16 protein-coding genes are annotated in these 19,267 nt (G+C 38.5%); 14 read left to right on the top strand and 2 right to left on the bottom strand.

Annotated features, from left to right (window positions below; all coding sequences use genetic code 11):
- Positions 1 to 511 precede the first annotated feature (511 nt).
- The 3 genes from galE to tnpA all read left to right on the top strand — a co-directional run bounded on the left by galE (position 512) and on the right by tnpA (position 2,941).
- Complete coding sequence (galE, locus tag CF394_RS07045) at positions 512 to 1,504, top strand: UDP-glucose 4-epimerase GalE (protein ID WP_094942543.1); 993 nt, start codon at positions 512 to 514, stop codon at positions 1,502 to 1,504.
- 446 nt (positions 1,505 to 1,950) lie between these two features.
- Positions 1,951 to 2,397 (top strand): SDR family NAD(P)-dependent oxidoreductase, encoded by a 447-nt coding sequence (locus CF394_RS07040; protein WP_165767488.1) that lies wholly within the window; start codon positions 1,951 to 1,953, stop codon positions 2,395 to 2,397.
- A gap of 439 nt (positions 2,398 to 2,836) precedes the next feature.
- The gene (gene tnpA / locus CF394_RS16340) at positions 2,837 to 2,941 is read left to right on the top strand and encodes an IS66 family insertion sequence element accessory protein TnpA (protein WP_439332862.1); all 105 of its coding nucleotides are present in this window, start codon (positions 2,837 to 2,839) and stop codon (positions 2,939 to 2,941) included.
- Positions 2,942 to 3,036: 95 nt separating this feature from the next.
- Here tnpA and CF394_RS07035 read toward each other — a convergent pair whose 3' ends face one another.
- Positions 3,037 to 3,264, bottom strand: a complete 228-nt coding sequence (locus tag CF394_RS07035; protein ID WP_094942540.1) for a DUF5348 domain-containing protein — start codon at positions 3,262 to 3,264, stop codon at positions 3,037 to 3,039.
- A gap of 123 nt (positions 3,265 to 3,387) precedes the next feature.
- The gene (locus CF394_RS07030; RefSeq protein WP_094942539.1) at positions 3,388 to 4,035 is read right to left on the bottom strand and encodes a transposase; all 648 of its coding nucleotides are present in this window, start codon (positions 4,033 to 4,035) and stop codon (positions 3,388 to 3,390) included.
- A gap of 100 nt (positions 4,036 to 4,135) precedes the next feature.
- On the opposite strand from CF394_RS07030, the gene CF394_RS07025 reads away from it, so the two are divergent.
- From CF394_RS07025 to CF394_RS06975, 11 genes are all read left to right on the top strand, one after another.
- Positions 4,136 to 4,318, top strand: a complete 183-nt coding sequence (locus CF394_RS07025; RefSeq protein ID WP_094942538.1) for a hypothetical protein — start codon at positions 4,136 to 4,138, stop codon at positions 4,316 to 4,318.
- Positions 4,319 to 4,553: 235 nt separating this feature from the next.
- On the top strand, positions 4,554 to 5,564 hold the full coding sequence (locus tag CF394_RS07020; protein WP_094942537.1) for a hypothetical protein: 1,011 nt from the start codon (positions 4,554 to 4,556) through the stop codon (positions 5,562 to 5,564).
- 55 nt (positions 5,565 to 5,619) lie between these two features.
- A complete protein-coding gene (locus CF394_RS07015; RefSeq protein WP_094942536.1) occupies positions 5,620 to 6,564 on the top strand; it encodes a hypothetical protein in 945 nt (314 codons plus the stop codon).
- A gap of 311 nt (positions 6,565 to 6,875) precedes the next feature.
- A complete protein-coding gene (locus CF394_RS07010) occupies positions 6,876 to 7,961 on the top strand; it encodes a recombinase family protein (RefSeq protein ID WP_094942535.1) in 1,086 nt (361 codons plus the stop codon).
- 208 nt (positions 7,962 to 8,169) lie between these two features.
- Positions 8,170 to 9,039: a hypothetical protein gene (locus CF394_RS07005; RefSeq protein ID WP_094942534.1), complete on the top strand. Its 870-nt coding sequence runs from the start codon at positions 8,170 to 8,172 to the stop codon at positions 9,037 to 9,039.
- A gap of 199 nt (positions 9,040 to 9,238) precedes the next feature.
- Positions 9,239 to 10,402, top strand: coding sequence for a recombinase zinc beta ribbon domain-containing protein (locus CF394_RS07000; protein ID WP_341476731.1), 1,164 nt, complete (start codon positions 9,239 to 9,241; stop codon positions 10,400 to 10,402).
- A gap of 184 nt (positions 10,403 to 10,586) precedes the next feature.
- Positions 10,587 to 12,203 carry a hypothetical protein gene (locus CF394_RS06995; protein WP_094942531.1) on the top strand — a complete coding sequence of 539 codons (1,617 nt, stop codon included), beginning with the start codon at positions 10,587 to 10,589 and terminating at the stop codon, positions 12,201 to 12,203.
- 22 nt (positions 12,204 to 12,225) lie between these two features.
- Positions 12,226 to 12,741, top strand: coding sequence for a hypothetical protein (locus CF394_RS06990; protein WP_094942530.1), 516 nt, complete (start codon positions 12,226 to 12,228; stop codon positions 12,739 to 12,741).
- A gap of 130 nt (positions 12,742 to 12,871) precedes the next feature.
- A complete protein-coding gene (locus CF394_RS06985; RefSeq protein WP_094942529.1) occupies positions 12,872 to 13,729 on the top strand; it encodes a recombinase zinc beta ribbon domain-containing protein in 858 nt (285 codons plus the stop codon).
- A 195-nt stretch (positions 13,730 to 13,924) separates the two neighbouring features.
- The gene (locus CF394_RS06980) at positions 13,925 to 17,545 is read left to right on the top strand and encodes a recombinase family protein (protein ID WP_165767487.1); all 3,621 of its coding nucleotides are present in this window, start codon (positions 13,925 to 13,927) and stop codon (positions 17,543 to 17,545) included.
- A 141-nt stretch (positions 17,546 to 17,686) separates the two neighbouring features.
- Positions 17,687 to 19,267, top strand: coding sequence for an LA2681 family HEPN domain-containing protein (locus CF394_RS06975; protein ID WP_094942526.1), 1,581 nt, complete (start codon positions 17,687 to 17,689; stop codon positions 19,265 to 19,267).

The following is a 19,267-nucleotide window of genomic DNA, read 5'->3' as shown; positions in this document are numbered from 1 at the left end:
CAACGGAAGGATGTGCATCACGTTGGTCAAGTGGCAATCCATCCAGCAACCAGTTCAGTTGCCGGCTCGAGATAGATTAAAAGACGGTGCCTGTCCCAAAAACAATTCGGACATTCATGACTATTCAGCGGTTATACAACGTAAAGCCGCATTTCTACATTGCAAGGTGAGTAAATATGAATTGTTTCTGTATATTTTGTGGGACAGGCACCAAATGGAAGCCCGTACCAGAAGGTGCCATATACTGATTAAAATGAAGTTTGTACACACACATGCTGCCTTCAAATAGCGAACACAAATTGTTTCTTATAAAAAACAACCCTGCCAAATCAGTTACATGATCTTGCAGGGCTATTCGTGTTATCTGTAAACACCCGAGTGCTGTCGATATGATCTGGCCAGGAGTTGAAAGATGCTACTTCTGGAAATTTCTATATAAGTTGATGGGGTACAAATGGTATACTTATATCCAGAAAATGAAACATCTAGAGAGAATTTGGGGGAACAAATAATGAACATTCTAGTTACTGGGGGCCTCGGTTTCATCGGCTCACATACGGTGGTCTCACTTTTGGCATCTGACCATGACGTCTATATCGTCGATGACCTATCCAATGCCAAAATGGAAGTCCTCGATACACTGAAACAGATCACAGGAGTTGCAGAGATTCCATTTGAGAAGTTGGATGTTACAGATGCTGTATCCATCGACCGACTATTCTCGGAAAATCGCTTTGACGGTGTCATCCATTTCGCAGGGTACAAGGCTGTTGGTGAATCAGTTTCTATCCCACTCGCTTACTACAAGAACAACGTCCTCAGTACAATCGTGTTGGCAGAGGCTTGTCTAAAGCATGGTGTAGAACGCTTTGTTTTCAGCTCGTCTGCGACTGTATACGGAGACAATCAAGTTCCTTTTACTGAAGATATGAAGTTGCTACCAACTACGAACCCTTATGGGGAGACGAAGGCGATGAGTGAGCGTATCCTGACAGACACAGTAGCTGCTAATGACCAATTCTCTGTAGCGTTACTTCGTTATTTCAATCCAGTCGGTGCACACGAGAGCGGCTTGATCGGAGAATCACCGAACGGCATTCCAAATAACCTGATGCCTTACATCAACCAGACTGCAAAGGGCATCCGTGAAAAGCTTAGTGTCTTTGGTGGCGATTATCCCACTGTCGATGGTACAGGTGTTCGTGACTTCATCCACGTCATGGATCTTGCAGAGGGACATGTCGCAGCTATCGAAAAGCTTCAAAAGGGAGTACATACCTATAACCTAGGAACAGGGAACGGCACCTCAGTGCTCGAACTGATCCATACCTACACACGCGTCAACCAAGTAGATGTACCATATGAGATTGTTGACCGTCGCCCTGGTGATATTGCATCCAGCTATGCGGATGTCAGCAAGGCGGAGAGAGAGCTTGGGTGGAAGGCAACTCGTAGCGTGGAGGATATGTGCCGGGATGCTTGGATGTATGAGCAGAATAATTGATTAGAATTAGTAAAAAGATGGTGCCTGTCCCAAACACAATTCCGACATTCATGACTATTCAGCAGATATGCAATTTGAGGGCGCATTCCTGGGTTGTTAGGTGAATAAAGATGAATTGTATCTGTATATTTTGTGTGACAGGCACTAATTGGAAGCCCATCCCAGAAGGTGCCATACATTGATTAAAGGATTGTGAGTACACCCATACGCAGCCTTCAAATAGCAAACAACAAATTGTTTCTTATAAAAAATAGCCCTGCAAAATCAGTCACATGATCTTGCAGGGCTATTCGAGCTAGCTGTAAACACCCGAGTGCTGTCGATATGATCTGGCCAGGAGTTGAAAGATGCTACTTCTGGAAATTTCTATATAAGTTGATGGGGTACAAATGGTATACTTATATCCAGAGAATGAAACATCTAGAGAGAATTTTGGGGGACAAATAATGAACATTCTAGTTACTGGTGGCCTGGGTTTCATCGGCTCACACACGGTGGTCTCACTTTTGGCATCTGACCATGACGTCTATATCGTCGATGACCTATCCAATGCCAAAATGGAAGTCCTCGATACACTGAAACAGATCACAGGAGCTGCCGAGATCCCATTTGAGAAGATGGATGTTACAGATGCAGCAGCCATCAATCGACTGTTCTCGGAGAATCACTTTGACGGTGTCATCCATTTCGCAGGGTACAAGGCTGTCGGTGAATCGGTCTCGATCCCTCTCGCTTACTACAAGAACAATGTCCTCAGTACGATCGTGTTGGCAGAGACCTGCTTGAAACACGGTGTAGAACGCTTTAAATATGGTGCCTGTCCCAAAAACAATTCGGACATTCATGACTATTCAGCAGATATGCAATTTGAAGCCGCATTCCTAAGTTGCTAAGTGAGTGAAAATGAATTGTGTCTGTATATTTTGGGGGACAGGCACCAAATGGAAGCCCATCCCAGAAGGTGCCATACATTGATTAAAGGATTGTGAGTACACCCATACGCAGCCTTCAAATAGCAAACAACAAATTGTTTCTTATAAAAAATAGCCCTGCAAAATCAGTCACATGATCTTGCAGGGCTATTCGAGCTAGCTGTAAACACCCGAGTGCTGTCGATATGATCTGGCCAGGAGTTGAAAGATGCTACTTCTGGAAATTTCTATATAAGTTGATGGGGTACAAATGGTATACTTATATCCAGAGAATGAAACATCTAGAGAGAATTTGGGGGTAAGCGTCAAATAGTGGTAAGCGTCAAATAGTGCACACATTCTAATAGAAGAAAATTCATGAGATACTCCTCCCACAAATGAAATTTGGGAGGTTTTTTCTTTGAAAAGAAAAGAGAAAGAAGCGTATTGGTTGGCGATGATCGAAGAATATCGTGCTAGTGGTTTGTCCCTGGTCGAATGGTGTAATGTTAATGACGCCAAATAATGACCGTAAGTTGATGGATGATTTTTTCCAAGTCCTGACGGATTTTTTGTCATTAGACAAATGGGAGGCTGCCAGTGGCACCTCCCATTGATGATTTATAGATTCACCTGATATGTCTCATTTTGTTTCAGATAAAAACGGACCTCATGTTGCCCAGTGATGATGTACCAATCTCTTCCGAGCTCTAGACGACACGAGAGCACCTTCCCGTACCCAAGGTACAACTCGAACCATTCTCCGCATCGCTGTTTATGGCAGTATAAAAATGTAGTGTTTGGCAGTTTAAAGACGGTGCCTGTCCCAAAAACAATTCGGACATTCATGACTATTCAGCGGCTATGCAATGTGAAGCCGCATTCCTACATTGCTAAGTGAGTGAATATGAATTGTGTCTGTATATTTTGGGGGACAGGCACCAAATGGAAGCCCGTACCAGAAGGTGCCACTTACTCTCTGGGAGGGCAATCCTCAGCGGACTGTCCTTGTTTGGGTCGCTGCACCCGCATCCCAAGCTTTCCACGTTCCCTCAATAGTAATCCTTTGAAAGGCACGAGCGGCTGTGTCCTATCTTGATCCTGTTTTCTGCCGTCCTCGATCGCAAAGAACGACCGGTGAAGCACAAAATCTACATATCCAGGAGCAGTCGGTGGGAACGGATAAGGAAGCAGGTTGGGGAGATAGGAGACGTCGAGGAAACGTGGGAGGACAAGTTCTGGAGAGGCATAATAGGGGAAGCTGCTATAAGGGTATTGTTCGAGCACATCGACCATCGGCACCTCTGTCTCGATCGGGTTGCGGTGGATATAGGCACTGACCTCGAGTAGCCCGCGCACGGTCGGCACCTCGTTCGCCCAAAAGCGTCCTTGATAGATCCGACCTATGAAGCCGTAGCGGTCATGGTAAGAATCGCTGTAGCGTCTGTTTACGATCTTCATGATCTGCGACAGATTCCCTTCATGCGACCGCAGCAACACATGGTAGTGGTTCGACATGAAACAGAACGCGATGACCTGGAACGGATGGCGGTCATAGGCCATCTCGAACGCGCGAAGCAGTTGAAAAGACGGTGCCTGTCCCAAAAACAATTCGGACATTCATGACTATTCAGCAGATATTCAATTTGAAGTCGCATACCAGTGTTCGTAAATGAGTGAATATGAATTGTGTCTGTATAGTTTGGGGGACAGGCACCAAATGAAAGAAATAGATGATTTCAATCCATTGAAACAACGTATTCCTTTCAGGACTGACTTGTTTGAACGGATTGTTGAAAGTGGGGTGATTCACTCAGATGGCCGAATTGTATATCAATTAAAAATAGGTGTTGAATGGGAGGGATATTTGGAAGAAAAATGCTCCTACAAACTGAAAGTGTAAAGGAAGCGAAAGCAAAGAAAATAACAGGAAGTAAGCACCCCACCGAGTGAGCATCTAGGATTCAGATGGCTACTTGGTGGGTTTTCTTTTTTCTACGGGAGAAATAGATTACTTTGTTGAGCCCTAGAGCTAGTTCATCACATCAATAGGAGTTGATGATACATAACTTGGAAAAGAGCTTGAAGTTTATGATAAGTTAATATTAAGAAAATATTCGTTGTAAAGGTGATTGCAAATGAAAAAGCAAAGGATCCAGCGAGAAAAGTTATATAATACTTGGACTGATATAAAGCGAAGAGCTAAAAAGCAGAACACTTATGTTTGTGATGAGTGGAGAAGCAACTATCAAATATTTAAAGTGTGGGCTGATGCAAACGGCTATGAAGAAGGAAAGGTTTCATTAGTTAGAATAGATAATAGCAAAGGCTTTGAACCTGCAAATTGTAAATTCATAGAGAAGTATACACACGGCAAAAAGCATGGTGGCTATAATTCAAAACTGTATTCAGTTTGGCAAGCACTGCATCAAAAATGTAATAACCCAAACAATCCACATTATAGTAGTTTTGGTGGAAGAGGCATAAAAATGTGTACAGAGTGGGACAACTTTGTCAACTTTCAAAAATGGGCAGAACTTAACGATTACAGAGAGGGGCTTTTAATTGATAGAAAAGATCTAAATGGTAGCTATACACCGAGTAACTGTATGTTCACTTCAAAGAAAGAACACTCTGCAACAAAGAACAGTCCTATAATAAGCAAACGAGGTTCAGAAAACCCCGCATATAAGCATGGAAAGTATAATACTAGACTGTATAATATTTGGGACACCATGAAACAAAGGTGTACTAATATCAATCGTAAGGACTTTGAGAACTATGGAGGTAGAGGGATAAAGGTTTGTGACGAGTGGCTTGATTTTAACAACTTTTATAATTGGGCTATGAACAATGGATATGAGGTAGGTTTAACCATTGAACGTAAGGATTTTGATGGTAACTATGAACCTATTAATTGTGAATGGGTCACTTTACAACAACAAGCAAGGAACAAAAGGCAAAATCATTTTGTGACAATTAGTGGAGAAACGAAAACAATAGCTGAATGGTCAGAGATATCTGGGATTCCTCCCAAAACCTTACGATATCGAATAGTAAATGGTTGGGATGAGAATGATTTGTTTTCTCCGGTTGATCGAACTTTAAAACGAAAGAAAAATAAAATTATAGTTTTTAGGGAGGAATAGTAATTGGGGAAGCGGAAAAATCCACCTAGCAAACCAGGACCAGATAAGGGGCTAGTTGAGCAGGAAATATATAAATTTAAATAAAGAATTTTATGATGATTATGCAAAAGAATATTTCAGTACTAAGCTACTACTCTTATCTTCAATCTTATCCAAACCTGATAGGTTTATGGATGTGCTATATGATGGTGAAGATATTAAGGTTGGCGCTTTGAGCTTTAAACCTGATGAAAATGATTTAGCAAAAAGTGAGCTTGAGAAGTATGCAAGACTGGAACTAGCTACAACGTATTACCATTGTATCGAAACGTTTTTAAGGTTATTTTTAGCACATGTATCTATTCCAGCTTGTCCATGGCTAGAGATATCAAGAGATACTGATTTTAGAAAGTTTAAAAAAACTGTAGCAGATATACTTGAGGATAAATTTAAGTATGCTGATACACAGTTAACTCTTGAGGAGAACCTTTTGTATGTATTTTATGGAAATTACAAAGCTGAATTTTTTAGCGACCACGGTATTACAATGGAGGAAGCAAAAGATATACTTATGAAATGGATTAAATGGGCAGCTAAAGACTTTATTTCTGTATATGACTATAATGCTTTTAAGCATGGATTAACTGTATCTACAGATACTCAAGGTTTAACCATTGGTCGTGCAGATGAAAAATTTAAAATAGAAGAACGTGGAGACGCACTAAAATTTATTGCTAAAAAGCAAAAAAAAGAAAGATGGGTTTGGGAGAAAAAATATGTATTTACTCCACTAGACTTTAGGGCAGTTGCAATACATATATATAGCAGTTTGATTAATAATTTGCTTAAGGTTGGAAGGATCACGTATTTAAAAGAAGAAAAACTGGATAATTTGCTTTTTCTTGGTGGGAAGGACGCAGTGCCAGAACACTTTTATCAAATGGTTAAAACAGAGAACGAACTAGGTATATCTTTACAAGGATACTCGATGGAATTGCTCTATTATAAAATGAATAAATAACAAGCCTGAATTTATCAATTATGATAGCTCATCACTTTAACAGGTGGTGGGCTTTTTTGTTTTGCCCATTTTAATTTATCTAATAGCCATGCTCCTCAAAAGTCCTAAATAGTTACTATGATTAGATAAAAATGGCTAGTTTTTATCTATATTTTGCGTTTTTGAAATAGATAAAGTACTGCGTATAGTTTTTTATCTAACTGATATCGAGAGGTGTAAAATGGGGAAATCGCAAGTTAATCGAACGAGGAAAATACAATCTTCCCGCTCACCGGTTTTATGGGTATAACACCGATGAATACGGGGGTTGGGTGATTGATGAGGAACAAGCAGCTGTTATTCGAAACATTTATGAAGGATACCTGAAAGGAAAAAGTACAAAAAGCATTGCGAGAGAGTTAACAGAAAAAGGGGTGTTGAGCCCTCGAGGACTTAAAGCTTGGAATGCGAATACGGTTGATTCCCTCTTACGTAATGAAACGGTATGCGGAACAATAAAGTATCAAAAGACATATTCGAAGGATTACCTCGCCAAAAAGCAGGTGCGAAATCAAGGGGAGCTACCCCAGTATGTGATTGAGGACCATCATCCCCCTATTATTGATCCGGAGATGTTTGAGCAGGTACAACAGGAAATGAAAAGCCGAGAAATTGGGAGAAGTACTAAAAAGAAATATTCACATCAAACCGCATTTTTCAAACTATTTTATTGTGGCAAGTGTGGAAACATCATGAATCATGTTGCGTACAGTAACAAAAATAAAGAGGGAGAAAGAGTCGTCCGGCATTATTGGAGGTGCACAGTCGCACTCGGTCATAAATTTATAACGGAATGTGACGCACCTGGGTATCGCGAGGAAATGATCGAACTGACGTTTATGAATATGTTGCACGAAATGAAAGACCATCCGCAGCTCATCTTTGAAGCAAAACAGGCAATTCAAGAGGTTGGACTGAGTGAAGGTGAACAAGAACAATTGGGACAACTGAAGCAAAAGGTGAAAGATTATTATTATGATTTGTATAAAGAAGTGGAAGCACACCGTGGAGATGAGGATTTTGATGTTAACAGTTCGGAAATGAAACAGCTAACAGATAAGATTATAGCCATTGAAAACGAACTGGAAGTTTATAATGAAAGACTTGAAAAAGTACAGCAAATGCAAGAGGATTTGGACTGGCTGTTGGATGAATTAAAAGATTTGAAAAAGTACCAACTAAGAAGAAGAGCAACTACGTTCCGTGATGATATTTTCAGTCGACTCATTAAACGTGGAGAAGTCCAGGAAGATGGACGAGTTGTTTACGATCTTTGTCTAGGAATTCAATGGACCGCTTATGGTGCTGATCAAGCATTACCGAGAAGAAACGCAAGTAAGAAAAATAAAAAGAGGTAAAAAAGCAACCCACCGAGTTGATGTATAGGTTTCTATACGGATACTTGGTGGGTTTATTTTTTATCCCTTAACACATCAGCCATCCTTTTAAAAATTCAACAAATCCACAAAACTAATCTGCTAATTAAAGGAAGTTTTGATAAACTAAACTTAGTAGAACAGAAGAAACCGTATAGTGTAAGCGTCACTTTTTTAGGGGGGATAGAACATGGAATGTGCTTTGTGTAAAAAAGATACTACTTTAGAATTAAGTCATATAATTCCGAAACTCGTATATCGAAGTATGAAAAAGAATTCTCCTACTGGTAATATGCGACTAACAAGTGAACCAAATAGAAAAATTCAAGATGGTGACAAGCAAAAAATGCTATGCGGAAAATGCGAGGATTTGTTTAATCGAGACGAAACAACTTTTGCTAATACAATATATCATAAATTTCAGTCAGGCACGTTACAAGAATTTGAGTATGATCAATGGCTAAACCGATTTATAACGTCGGTGAATTGGCGGAATTTGTACTTGGACATTATAGGATATGTGTCAGAGCAAAATATCGATCCCTTCAGATTAGATGTATTAATCCAGGCAGAAAAAGTCATGCGTAGCTTTTTATTAGGAGAAAGAAAAGATTTAGGGGAGATAGAAAATCATGTATTCTTTTTCAATCCAATAGAAACAGCTTCGGAGGAAATGACTGGGTTAAACTTACATACCGTAATCGGTGGTAGTGTATTTGGTTATACGTTTATAAGTCATGATCACGATTCATACTATGTCTTTTTGAATCTTCAAGGATTAGTTTTAGTTACTATTATTAAACCTGCTGAACAAGAGTCTTGGAAAAATACCTTAGTCTACAATGAAGGCAACTTTGACCCTAATAAACCTCAGTATATTACTACACCACTATTTTCTGAATTTGAGTACCTTGCTCAAGAGCGTAAACAATCAATGGAGCAAATGTCTGATAAGCAGCGAGAAAAAATACTGGAAGGCATAAAAAGAAATCCAGAAAAGTTTATAAACAGTAAAGCCTATCAACGTATGCAAAGTGATCAGAGACTTAGAGATAAATAATAAAAGCTGTAATAAAAATGATTATGAATCTGCTCATTGCCTTAACTGGTGATGGGCTTATTTTTTGTCCTTTTTTAAATACATCTACACCGCATAGTAATCAAAACTGCATTTTGATGATGATGAAAAGATAAAAAGCACGATTTAACCACAAGATTTAGTGTTTTGAAATTGGGGAAAATCTAGATTTTGATTTTTTATCTTTTCATCATCATGGGGTGATTATTTATTTCAAAAAAGTGTGACCGTCGATACACTACTATCTAAGGTCATTCGTAATCAGGGAGAGGAACCACAGTATTATATTGAGAATCACCATGAAGCTATTATTAAGTCAAAGGACTGGGACCGGGTTCAAGATATTTTAGAAGAACGAAAACGAAATAAAGGATTCATCAAGGATGGACATCGGAAGTACGAAAAAGACGAAATGAAAAATGAAGCTTTTATTGAGAAACTATATTGTGGTGAATGTGGATATTTGATGGAGCATAGACGAAGTATAGAGAAACGTACAAAAAAACCTTATGAAACGCACTTCTGGGTGTGCTGTCGCCATGATCAAAGCTATAGAAAAGAACGATGCGATACAAGGCGTATTCGCCAGGATTATTTAGAGTGGAACTTTATCCACTTTTTAAAACAGATTCATAGGAACCCTAATTTTAAAAATGACGTCTTGCATTGGATTAATAGATTGGAATTAACAGAGGAAGAGCAGCAAGAAAAAATAGATTTGCAGGAAAGAGTGGAAGCACAAAACCAAGCCTTGTACAGTGCAGTTGAAGATTGTATTTATGAAAACGGCCATAACACTCAACTGGTGGATAAGCTAACAGAAGAATTGGTGGAATTGCATGACCGACTGAAACACTTTAGTGAAAGAGAAAGACGTGTGGAGCATGAAAGAAAAATGTTTAAGGAAATCATGAAAAAGGTGAGTAAGTATGTGGAAGGAGAAAGCGAGGAATTTCCTGATGATTTGTTTCAAGAATTTATTAGTCGAGCAGAAGTGTGTAAAGATGGAAAGGTCACCTACCATCTCATATTTGAACTGGAACAAGAAATGCTGGAAACCTATGCTGATTATGTAGAGTTTAAAAGGCAGCAAAAGAAGCAGAAAACGAAGGGAAAACATGAGGCATTACTCAAAGGGCCTGAGGTGGAAGAGCTTCTAGTATTTTGCGAAGAGCCAAGGGATCTTAAAGAGATTGTAAGTTTTATGAATGAGAGGATGGTCATTTCTGATTCACACATCTTCCAAGTTATTTTGAGGCCATTGATTAAGCAAGGAAAAATGCAAAGATTCAAAGCACCGGAAAAGGGTGGAACCAGAAAAGTATTTCATTACCGAATAAAATGACAACTTTATATCGTAAAGAACTATTTTAGGAACCCACTGAGTTGGCTTATGCCGCTTGGTGGGCTTTTTTTATGTTAGTCATTTATTTGAATGCAAAATCTTCTTTATTTATTAGCATTTCCATAATTTTGTACAATGGTATAATAGTCTTAGAAACTATCGGATTAGAAGGGATGTGTATTGCTTGGATTCGGCCTACCTACATAATTCCGTCTTTAACATTGAATTGAAAAGAAGAGAACTAGAGCAACAAAACTTAACACGGCCTGAAGTGAAACGTTGGTTCGAAGATAATTATCGTGTTTTTTCAAAGAAGAGTGCGTTTACTTGTATATGTTGCAACAAACCAGTAAATATGAATTTAACCAAAGACGAGGGAAGACCGTTTTATTTTCGCCATAATGATGAAAGTGAATGTTCTTACTCAGAAAATACCACAACGTACGATAAACATGTTTCTAAGCATGAGGTTAAATCTAAGAAAGTTATTGGTCTCACCATCTTTAAAGAGATATTAGAAGGTGAGCTAAAACCCTATGACGTTGAGATTGAGCGAGGGTATCATTACAAAAAGAAACTATCATTTATTCCGGATTTTATCATTAAGTTTCCGAACTCTGATGAACGATGGGCGATTGATTATTTTACGGCAATTGATCAGGGGTTAACTTCAGGTAGCTATGCTCGTCATTTGTCCAAACGAATGAAAACCTATAAAGAAGAAGGTTTTAAGCCCTTTTCATTCGTGGACTATAGTTGGCTCTCTTTTTTAGAAGAGACGAATAAAGGTACCTTACTTACTGCTGAAACTTACGTAACTAGTAAAACTGATGAAGATAGTCTGTGGGATAAATTTCTTGAGGGAAATTTACAAGGTGATTTATTAGACTTTTTTATGAAAGATACAGGAGCGACCATAAATAAATTTAATACTAGAAATATCGCTTATGTAGATGTATTTAATCGGTTATGTACAATCTTTCGTTTCGTACCAATATCACAACATGATCGGAATATAACTTTTTATAAACTTTCATCTTCTGAAGTACCCCTGGCACGAGCGTTGTCAGTGAATACCGATCAAAATCATTTTGTACTTTCAAAGGAAAATGAGGATGAGAGGAGAAATGGCTTTCTAAAGGAACTAACTGAAAGGAAACAACAATTTGAGATAGAACAGCAAAGGTTGAGAGAAGAACAAGAAAGAATTAGAGCAGAAGAAGAGAGAATTAAACAAGAGGAAGAAAAGCAAAGGGCACGATTAAGGGCTCGGGAATTGGAATGGCAAAAACAAAGACAAAAAGCCAAAGAACTAGAAGATGAAGAAGTCGAAAGAGAAATGCAAGAAAGGATGAGAAGAGCGGATTTAAGGCCAATCGAGGTTCATCCGGACGCTTGGGATCAAAGGTACGAAAGACCAAACCGATATGGAAACTATACCTATCAACAAAGTCCACCGGAATCTAGTTATACGAAAACAGAGGATCCTGCAGATAAAAAGAAAAAAGAGAAGGTTAGAGATATACTGCTATCGCAACCTATTAAAGGTGAACTCTATATTGATGGCGATAAAAGATCTTGGCGGATTGTACTATTGAAGTGGATAAACGAAAATCAAACAGGTGATTCGCTAGTTGTTTCATTAGAGAAAGTTATCGGTCATATGAAAAGTTCAGGGATTTCCTTTAATCAAAAAAATGATGAACTGGTTAAGTATCCAATAAAGGGTTTCCTTGAATTTTATGTAAAAACCTTAAAAGTAGAATTAAAGAAAAAGATACAATTAAGTATTCAGGAGTAAAGAAGGGGAAGAATAAAACAATATGAATTTTAATTTGATATTTCTGTTTATATTAACAATGATTTTAGGTGGTTTAGTCTGGCATTTAAAAAAAGAAAATGAGAAATACAATATTGCTTTTATATTTTTTAATATATTTATTTGTGTGGCACTTATCTCTGTAGTATTTGTAATTGATCTGATAACTACTTGGATTGGATCTAGTTGGCTCGGCATCTTATTAGCATTTCTATTACCAATAATATTTGCTTTGATTTGTTTAATCTTTGCATTTATTGCTGAAAAGAATAAACTGTTTGGGAAAAAGAAATTTAAGCAATGGTTTAAACTAAATATCAAAAAAATAACTTTAAGAATTACTATACTTTCAATCTACTTCTTTATTTTACTTTCAATTTTATTTTTAATATTTTTTAATGTCTTTGGCTATGACTCTTCAATTTATAGTACATCTGAAATAGCCAATTCTCTTACATTACTAGGTATCATAACCACTCTTCTCGGCATGCTTCCGGGTCTATACGAAAATCTGAATTAATAAGAATTTAAACAATAAGGTAATAATAGCTCATCACAATAATTAAAGGTGATGGGCTATTTATATTGGTATGTAAAGAGGGATGGATGAGATCTCACCCTATTTCTGCAATATCATCTAATGAGAGGTAGTGTTAACAGCAGACGTAATTCATATAGAAGTGATAGAAAATATCAATCTATATTTTGCGTATTTTTATCCATCCAGCCTCACGGCGTTTTTAACTCATAAACGCGTTCGCAACCATGATATTCAGCCACAATATTATGTGAAGAACACCCATCCAGCAATTATTAGCGAAGAAACCTTTGAGGCTGTTCAACAAGAAATGAAAAGGCGAAGCTTGATGATGAGGGACCCGGATAAAAAATATCGACAACACTTTAGTGGACACAGTCCATTTTCTAACCAATACTTTTGTGGAGAATGCGGAAGGCCCGTTATACGAAGGCGGATGACTTCAAGCAGGAAGGGTGAGAAGTATTACATTTCTGCTTGGCAATGCAGAGTGACCGCAGGACGAGATCCAGACTATAAAGATTGTAAAACAAGCTATGTTCATGAGACAGACCTTGAAAATGCATTTATGAAAATTATGAGGGAAATGAAAGAAAACCCCGATGAAGTAATAGAAGAAGCTAACCAAGCTATCGAAAAGGCATCCCTCTCACCACCGGAACAACAGCGACTGGAGGAGTTAAACAAGCAAATTGAAACCATAACAGATCGCATCAGTGACTTGGCTGCCAAGGAATCGGCTACAAGAGATGCTATCTACGATGCGACATTAAGGCACTTGATTTATGAACAAGAAATCCTTCAACAGGAGCGGGGCAGCCTAGAGGAAAACATGCAAGAGCAACTTTATTTAGAAAAGCAATTCCAATCGCTCCTAGTCTTATTAGAAGAAACAGAGAAACTAGAGGATTTTGATGTAACGCTTTTCAAAAGACAATCGAACGGGGCATTATTTATAAGGAACGAATAGTTGAATTTCAATTTAAATGCGGGGTGAAACGGACCCTCTGTGTAAGAGAACGTAAGACTCCTAAGAAAAAGTAAGCTAAATCTAATTGAATAAACATAAGCCTCTTTCCACCCGGAAAAAGAACTTGAATGTTCTCGGGATATGAGTGATAGATGGACACGAACCATTATCACTTATAGGAAAGGGGTTTTTGTATTGGATGAATTACAGAAAGGATTGTGGGTCCGCACACTCTGGAACCCAGTCAAAGCGAGGGAAGAAAGTCCGTTAATAGGAGAAAAACAAGTAAAAGTCGCTGCTTATTGCCGGGTCAGTTCTTCTTTAGACGTACAATTGCGCTCTCTTGAAAATCAGGTGAGCCACTATACCCATCTGATTCGCGAAAAGCCAAATTGGAAGTTTGTTGGAGTGTATGTCGATAACGGAACGAGTGGAACCAGCGCCAAGGGACAGCGGGGACTACAACGGCTGCTTCGCCACTGCGAGGAAGGAAGAGTCGATTTTATCTTGACCAAAAATGTATCTCGTCTGTCACGAAATGCAGAAGAATTGCTGACGATCGTTGAAAAGCTAAATGCAATGAAAGTTGGGATCTTCTTTGAAAAAGAGCATATTGATACATCCGTCCAATATAATAAATTTCTTCTAAGTACGTATGCAGCCCTTGCTCAAGAAGAAATCGAGACCATTTCAACATCAACCAGGTGGGGATTTGAAAAGAACTTCAAGAAAGGCATCCCTCGGTACAATAAGATGCTTGGTTATGATGTGGTGAAAGTAGATGGACGAAATACCCTTCAAATTAGCGAAGAAGGGGCAGTAATTGTTCGCCGTATCTTTGACTGGTTTTTACAGGGGATGACCATGGCTGAAATAGCACGAGAACTAATAAACCAAGGGATAAAGACATCAGTAGGCAAAGACCTGTGGAGAGGATCAACTGTAAAACATATTCTAACGAACGTGACCTATACCGGTAACAAACTGACGAGGGTTCGAACAAAAGACTTTTTCACCAATAAAACCACCAAACATATGAGAGATGAAATTGCGATTGAAAATTGCCACCCTCCAATCATTAGTATGCAAGTATTTGAACAAACACAGAAACGCTTAGAAGAAATTAAACCTAAGAGGAAGTCCACAGGACCAAAAGGGAATAAACATTCTCTTTCAGGAAGAATGACCTGTCACCGTTGTGGCTATCGGTTGAACAACTATCCAACGAGAAGGGTGAACTATTGGAAGTGCCAAGCGAGTGATATCGGCGCCTGTGATTTTACATCGATTAGAGAAGATCGTTTGAGAGAGATTTTGCTGGAGGGCTTTAAACAGAAATTTGATATGACGAATGATTCCGTTTTCGATACGGCCAAGAAGGTGCTTCAAGAGATTAATCAGAAGGACCATTTCGAGTTTCACCGATTAAGGTGGATGGCTGAACTGGAGTTAGCAAAAGAAGGGAAGGGTGAGCTGGCCAAACTAGAACAAGCCTATAAAGAGTTTGAAAAACACATCGCCAGGATTGAAGATGATCGAATCTTTCGGAACCAAACATTGAGCTGGCTTGAGACGGTCCAAAATATAGAGGAGTTTCAAGAAACCATTACGATTGAACAACTTAGGGCTTGGTTGATGGGAGCGGTCATTTATTCTCCCGATAATTATCGCATTGAGTGGGTCGATGGGACAGAAACCATCGTAGGGGAGATGCCTGATAATCTACAGAAAGAAGAGATTCTTGAAAGTCAATCAAACAAGAAGTTTCAAAAACAACAAGAGCATGAACCACTGTATCAGATCATTGATGCAGAAGGACATTTGAAAGAAAGGAGTGAGGAAAGCATGCAAGCACATATGGAACGAGAAATCATCAAAATTGAACCGAAAAAAGGGCAAAGCATGTTGAAGACGATAGAAATGAACTTGCGTGACCATCCCTCATCAACAACAAACCAGCCGGTTACAAAACCACTTAGAACTGCTGCCTATTGTAGGGTATCAACGGACCGTGAAAAGCAGCTAACCAGTTATAAAACACAGGTAGCTTACTATACGTATTTAATCCTCAAAGATCCTCGATACAAATTTGCCGGGATATTTGCGGATGAGGGGATATCCGGAAAATCCCTTAAAAATCGAACAGATTTCAAAAAGCTGATGGATGAATGTACTCGTGGGAATATCGACTTAATCCTTTGTAAGAGCATTTCAAGATTTAGTCGGAATACATTAGAAACGTTAAAAGCTGTCCGGTTATTGAAGTCTCTCCCTCGACCGGTGCACATATATTTCGAGAAAGAGAAGATCCATACAGAAGATGCTGATAGCGAATTGCTGATTACAATTTTCGGTAGCATTGCTCAGGAGGAAAGTATAAATATCGGAAACTCCATCGCATGGGGAAAAAGAAGTATGGCCAAGCGCGGCATAATTAAAGTAGGAAACGCCAACTATGGTTATCGGATTGGAGAGAAACATCAATGGATTATCCATGAAGAAGAAGCTAAAGTTGTTCGTCGTATTTATGCGGAATTGCAAGCAGGGAAAAATTACACCCAAATCATAACCGGATTAACTAAAGATCGCATTTCAAGCCCAAAGGGAAAAGATGTCTGGAGTCTTAGCACGGTGAAGGGTATTCTGCAGAATGTGGTCTACAAAGGAGATTATCTTTATCAAAAATATATCACCGTGGATACATTAGAAGAAAAGACTGCTCCTAATGAAGGGGAGTTACCCCAGTATTATATTGAGGGCCACCATGAGCCTATTATTGCTCCGGAAGAATGGGAGAAGGTACAAAGCATTATCCAAAAACGCAGCGAAGCCTTCAAGCAGCTGAACTACCAAAAGTATTCTAAAGACCAGCATAAAAATTCTTCTTTTACAGAGAGCTTGTATTGCGGAGAATGCGGTAATGAACTAGGGTATGAACGAAGCTTGGAGAGACGAGGCTCCAACGGAATCAAAGAAATCAATCGTTGGGTTTGTAGGCTGGCAGAGAAATATTACGCTGTGAACGGCTGTTCATCCCAACGATTTCATCAAGACTATCTTGAAAAGCACTTTATTAATCTATTAAAAGGGTTTGAACAAGACGATACATTTCAACAAGAAGTAGAAAGAGTCATTGCTCAAACAGTGTTAAGTGCTCAGGAGCTGAAGCAAGAAGAAGAGGCTCAAAGAAGGATGGAACACTTGAATCAAGAGCTATATGAGGCAGTAGATGAAGAACTGCATAAAGACGGACAAGATCATCAAAGGGTGGATGCCCTAAGTGAAAAGAAAGTAAAACTGCACCAGCAGTTGAAAGACTTCTCTGACCGTAAAAAGCTAGCAGAGCATTATAGAAATGAATTCAAAGAGCTGAAAAAGGGAATCAAAAAGCTGCGTGATGAAAAGAATCTGGCATTCCCTGCGGACCTTTTTGAACAGTTCGTGGAACAGGCTAAGGTCTATAAAGATGGAAGGATTGTGTACCAACTAAGCCTGGGCCTAGAGTGGTCAACGGATGAAAGATATGAAAATTACAATCAGCAGATTGCCATGGAAAGAAAAGCTGAAAGGCTCGCCAAACGAAAAGAAAAACAGGCAGCATTTTTAAGAGGGCCAGAGGTTACTGCCTTACTGGAATATTGCGAGGAGCCACGGAGATGGGGAGAAATACTGGCCTTGATGAACACGATGTTGACGATCTCAGAATCCTATTTCCGAAAGAGCATTGTACTGCCATTGATGGAAAAAGGGAAACTGCAGAAAGATTTTATCCCAGGCAGTCAAAGTAAGCAAAAATATTATATGGTGAAGAAGTAATGAGAACCCACTGAGTAGGCTGATGCAGAGCCACTTGGTGGGTTCTTTTTTTGTTTTATTCAATAATAGATAATGGAACTTTTAAACAATTGGTTAATAATAATGTAAAATATTAGATATAGAATGAGAGGAGGAAATTTCATGATAAATGAGGATGTGCATACAGTTGGATTGTTTGCCGATAAGGCTTTTGATGAAAGAGACACTGATACCCTACATAGAATTGCTGAGGATTGTCTAAATTGGGTTGAGTCTGGAGATTACAATCTTCTTGAAAAAGGGATTCTAGCATATCATGGAGCCACTTCTTATAGTAACTATATCCATTTAAAATACAAAGGGGCCTTAAGCTATTCAGAGGACAAGAATAACGAACAGGAATTTGAGATGTGTTTATTATTGTTCAGACTATCCATAGAAAATCTAACTACGTACCAAGAGAGGGAAGATTTAAAAGAAGACTCTGAAGAATTTCAATATGTATCCATTTACTTACTAATGTCATATACCAACTACGCAAACTTACTAAACACATGTGGAAGGATTATCAAAGCTCTTTCATATTTGAAAATTGGTGTAGGCAGGGACTTTCCAATGGCAATAGGGAACTTTGCTGGGTTTTTAATGGATTATGCTGCATTTGATTATGATAGTGGTCATCAAACAGTTTTCGCTAATGAATCCTACCAATTATTAAGTGAAGTACTGGAATTTGAGAAGGTCGAGCCAGAAGCTTACGAGCATTATGAAGGTTTAATTGAAAGATTAAAGAAATGGTATCCTTTAGAATTTTTGGAGGAACCTTATGAATTTGAAGAATACTCGTTGGGAGATTCTGAAGAGGAAATTAACTATCGAAATTGGTGTCTTGAAAATACATTGTTTCTCAATACGTTAAACGATGCTTTTCCTTATACAGTCTCAGCAAATGATATTCTTCATTTACCTAATATCGTGACTAAGATTGATGAAGGCCCCAAATACCATGGTTTGTTTAATCAAATTAAACAAGAGTATGTGTCTGCCAGATTCATGGTTTATGATGCATTATCCTCTCAAGGAGCTCATTTTTCCGATAAAGATGTTCACCTTGTCAATACACTGGATTATCCTACTTATGGGATTTCAATAGAGAAGATGAAATATTCCTATAGAAGTTTATATTCGCTGTTTGACCGTATCGCGTTTTTCATAAATGAATATTTTGGAATAGGGATTAAGGATAGGGATGTTTCCTACCGTTCTATATGGCAGGGGCGGATAAATAAAGGGAAAAATTCGTACAACTTAAATGTGAACTTAAAGTCAAAAATGACAGATGAGAAAACATTTAACATCCCATTAATTGGTCTTTACTGGTTGTGTAAAGATATCGGTAAACAAAAGGTTAAACATCACTATATAGAACCAGCAATTGAACATATCTCCAAGATTCGCCATCATTTGGAGCATCGATATTTAAAGGTGCATGATAGTTTATTCTATCCGATAACAAGGGAATCTCAGGCAGAAAGAGAAGATCCACTGGCCTATTCTATAACTGTGGATGAATTTAAGGATGCTGTAATGAAACTTCTTACTTATGTAAGAGAAGGAATTATTTTATTGACCATGGCTGTACACTTGGAAGAACAGTTTAAGAGAAAAAATGAGGATTCAGACAAGAGGGTTATGCCTATGAATATGGATCGATATGATGATGATTGGAAGCAACTCTTTTAA

This window comes from Tetzosporium hominis, from assembly GCF_002265435.1.
Lineage (GTDB): Bacteria > Bacillota > Bacilli > Bacillales_A > Planococcaceae > Chryseomicrobium > Chryseomicrobium hominis.
Note: the sequence above shows the minus strand (reverse complement) of the source record. Positions and strands in the feature narration are given on the sequence as shown.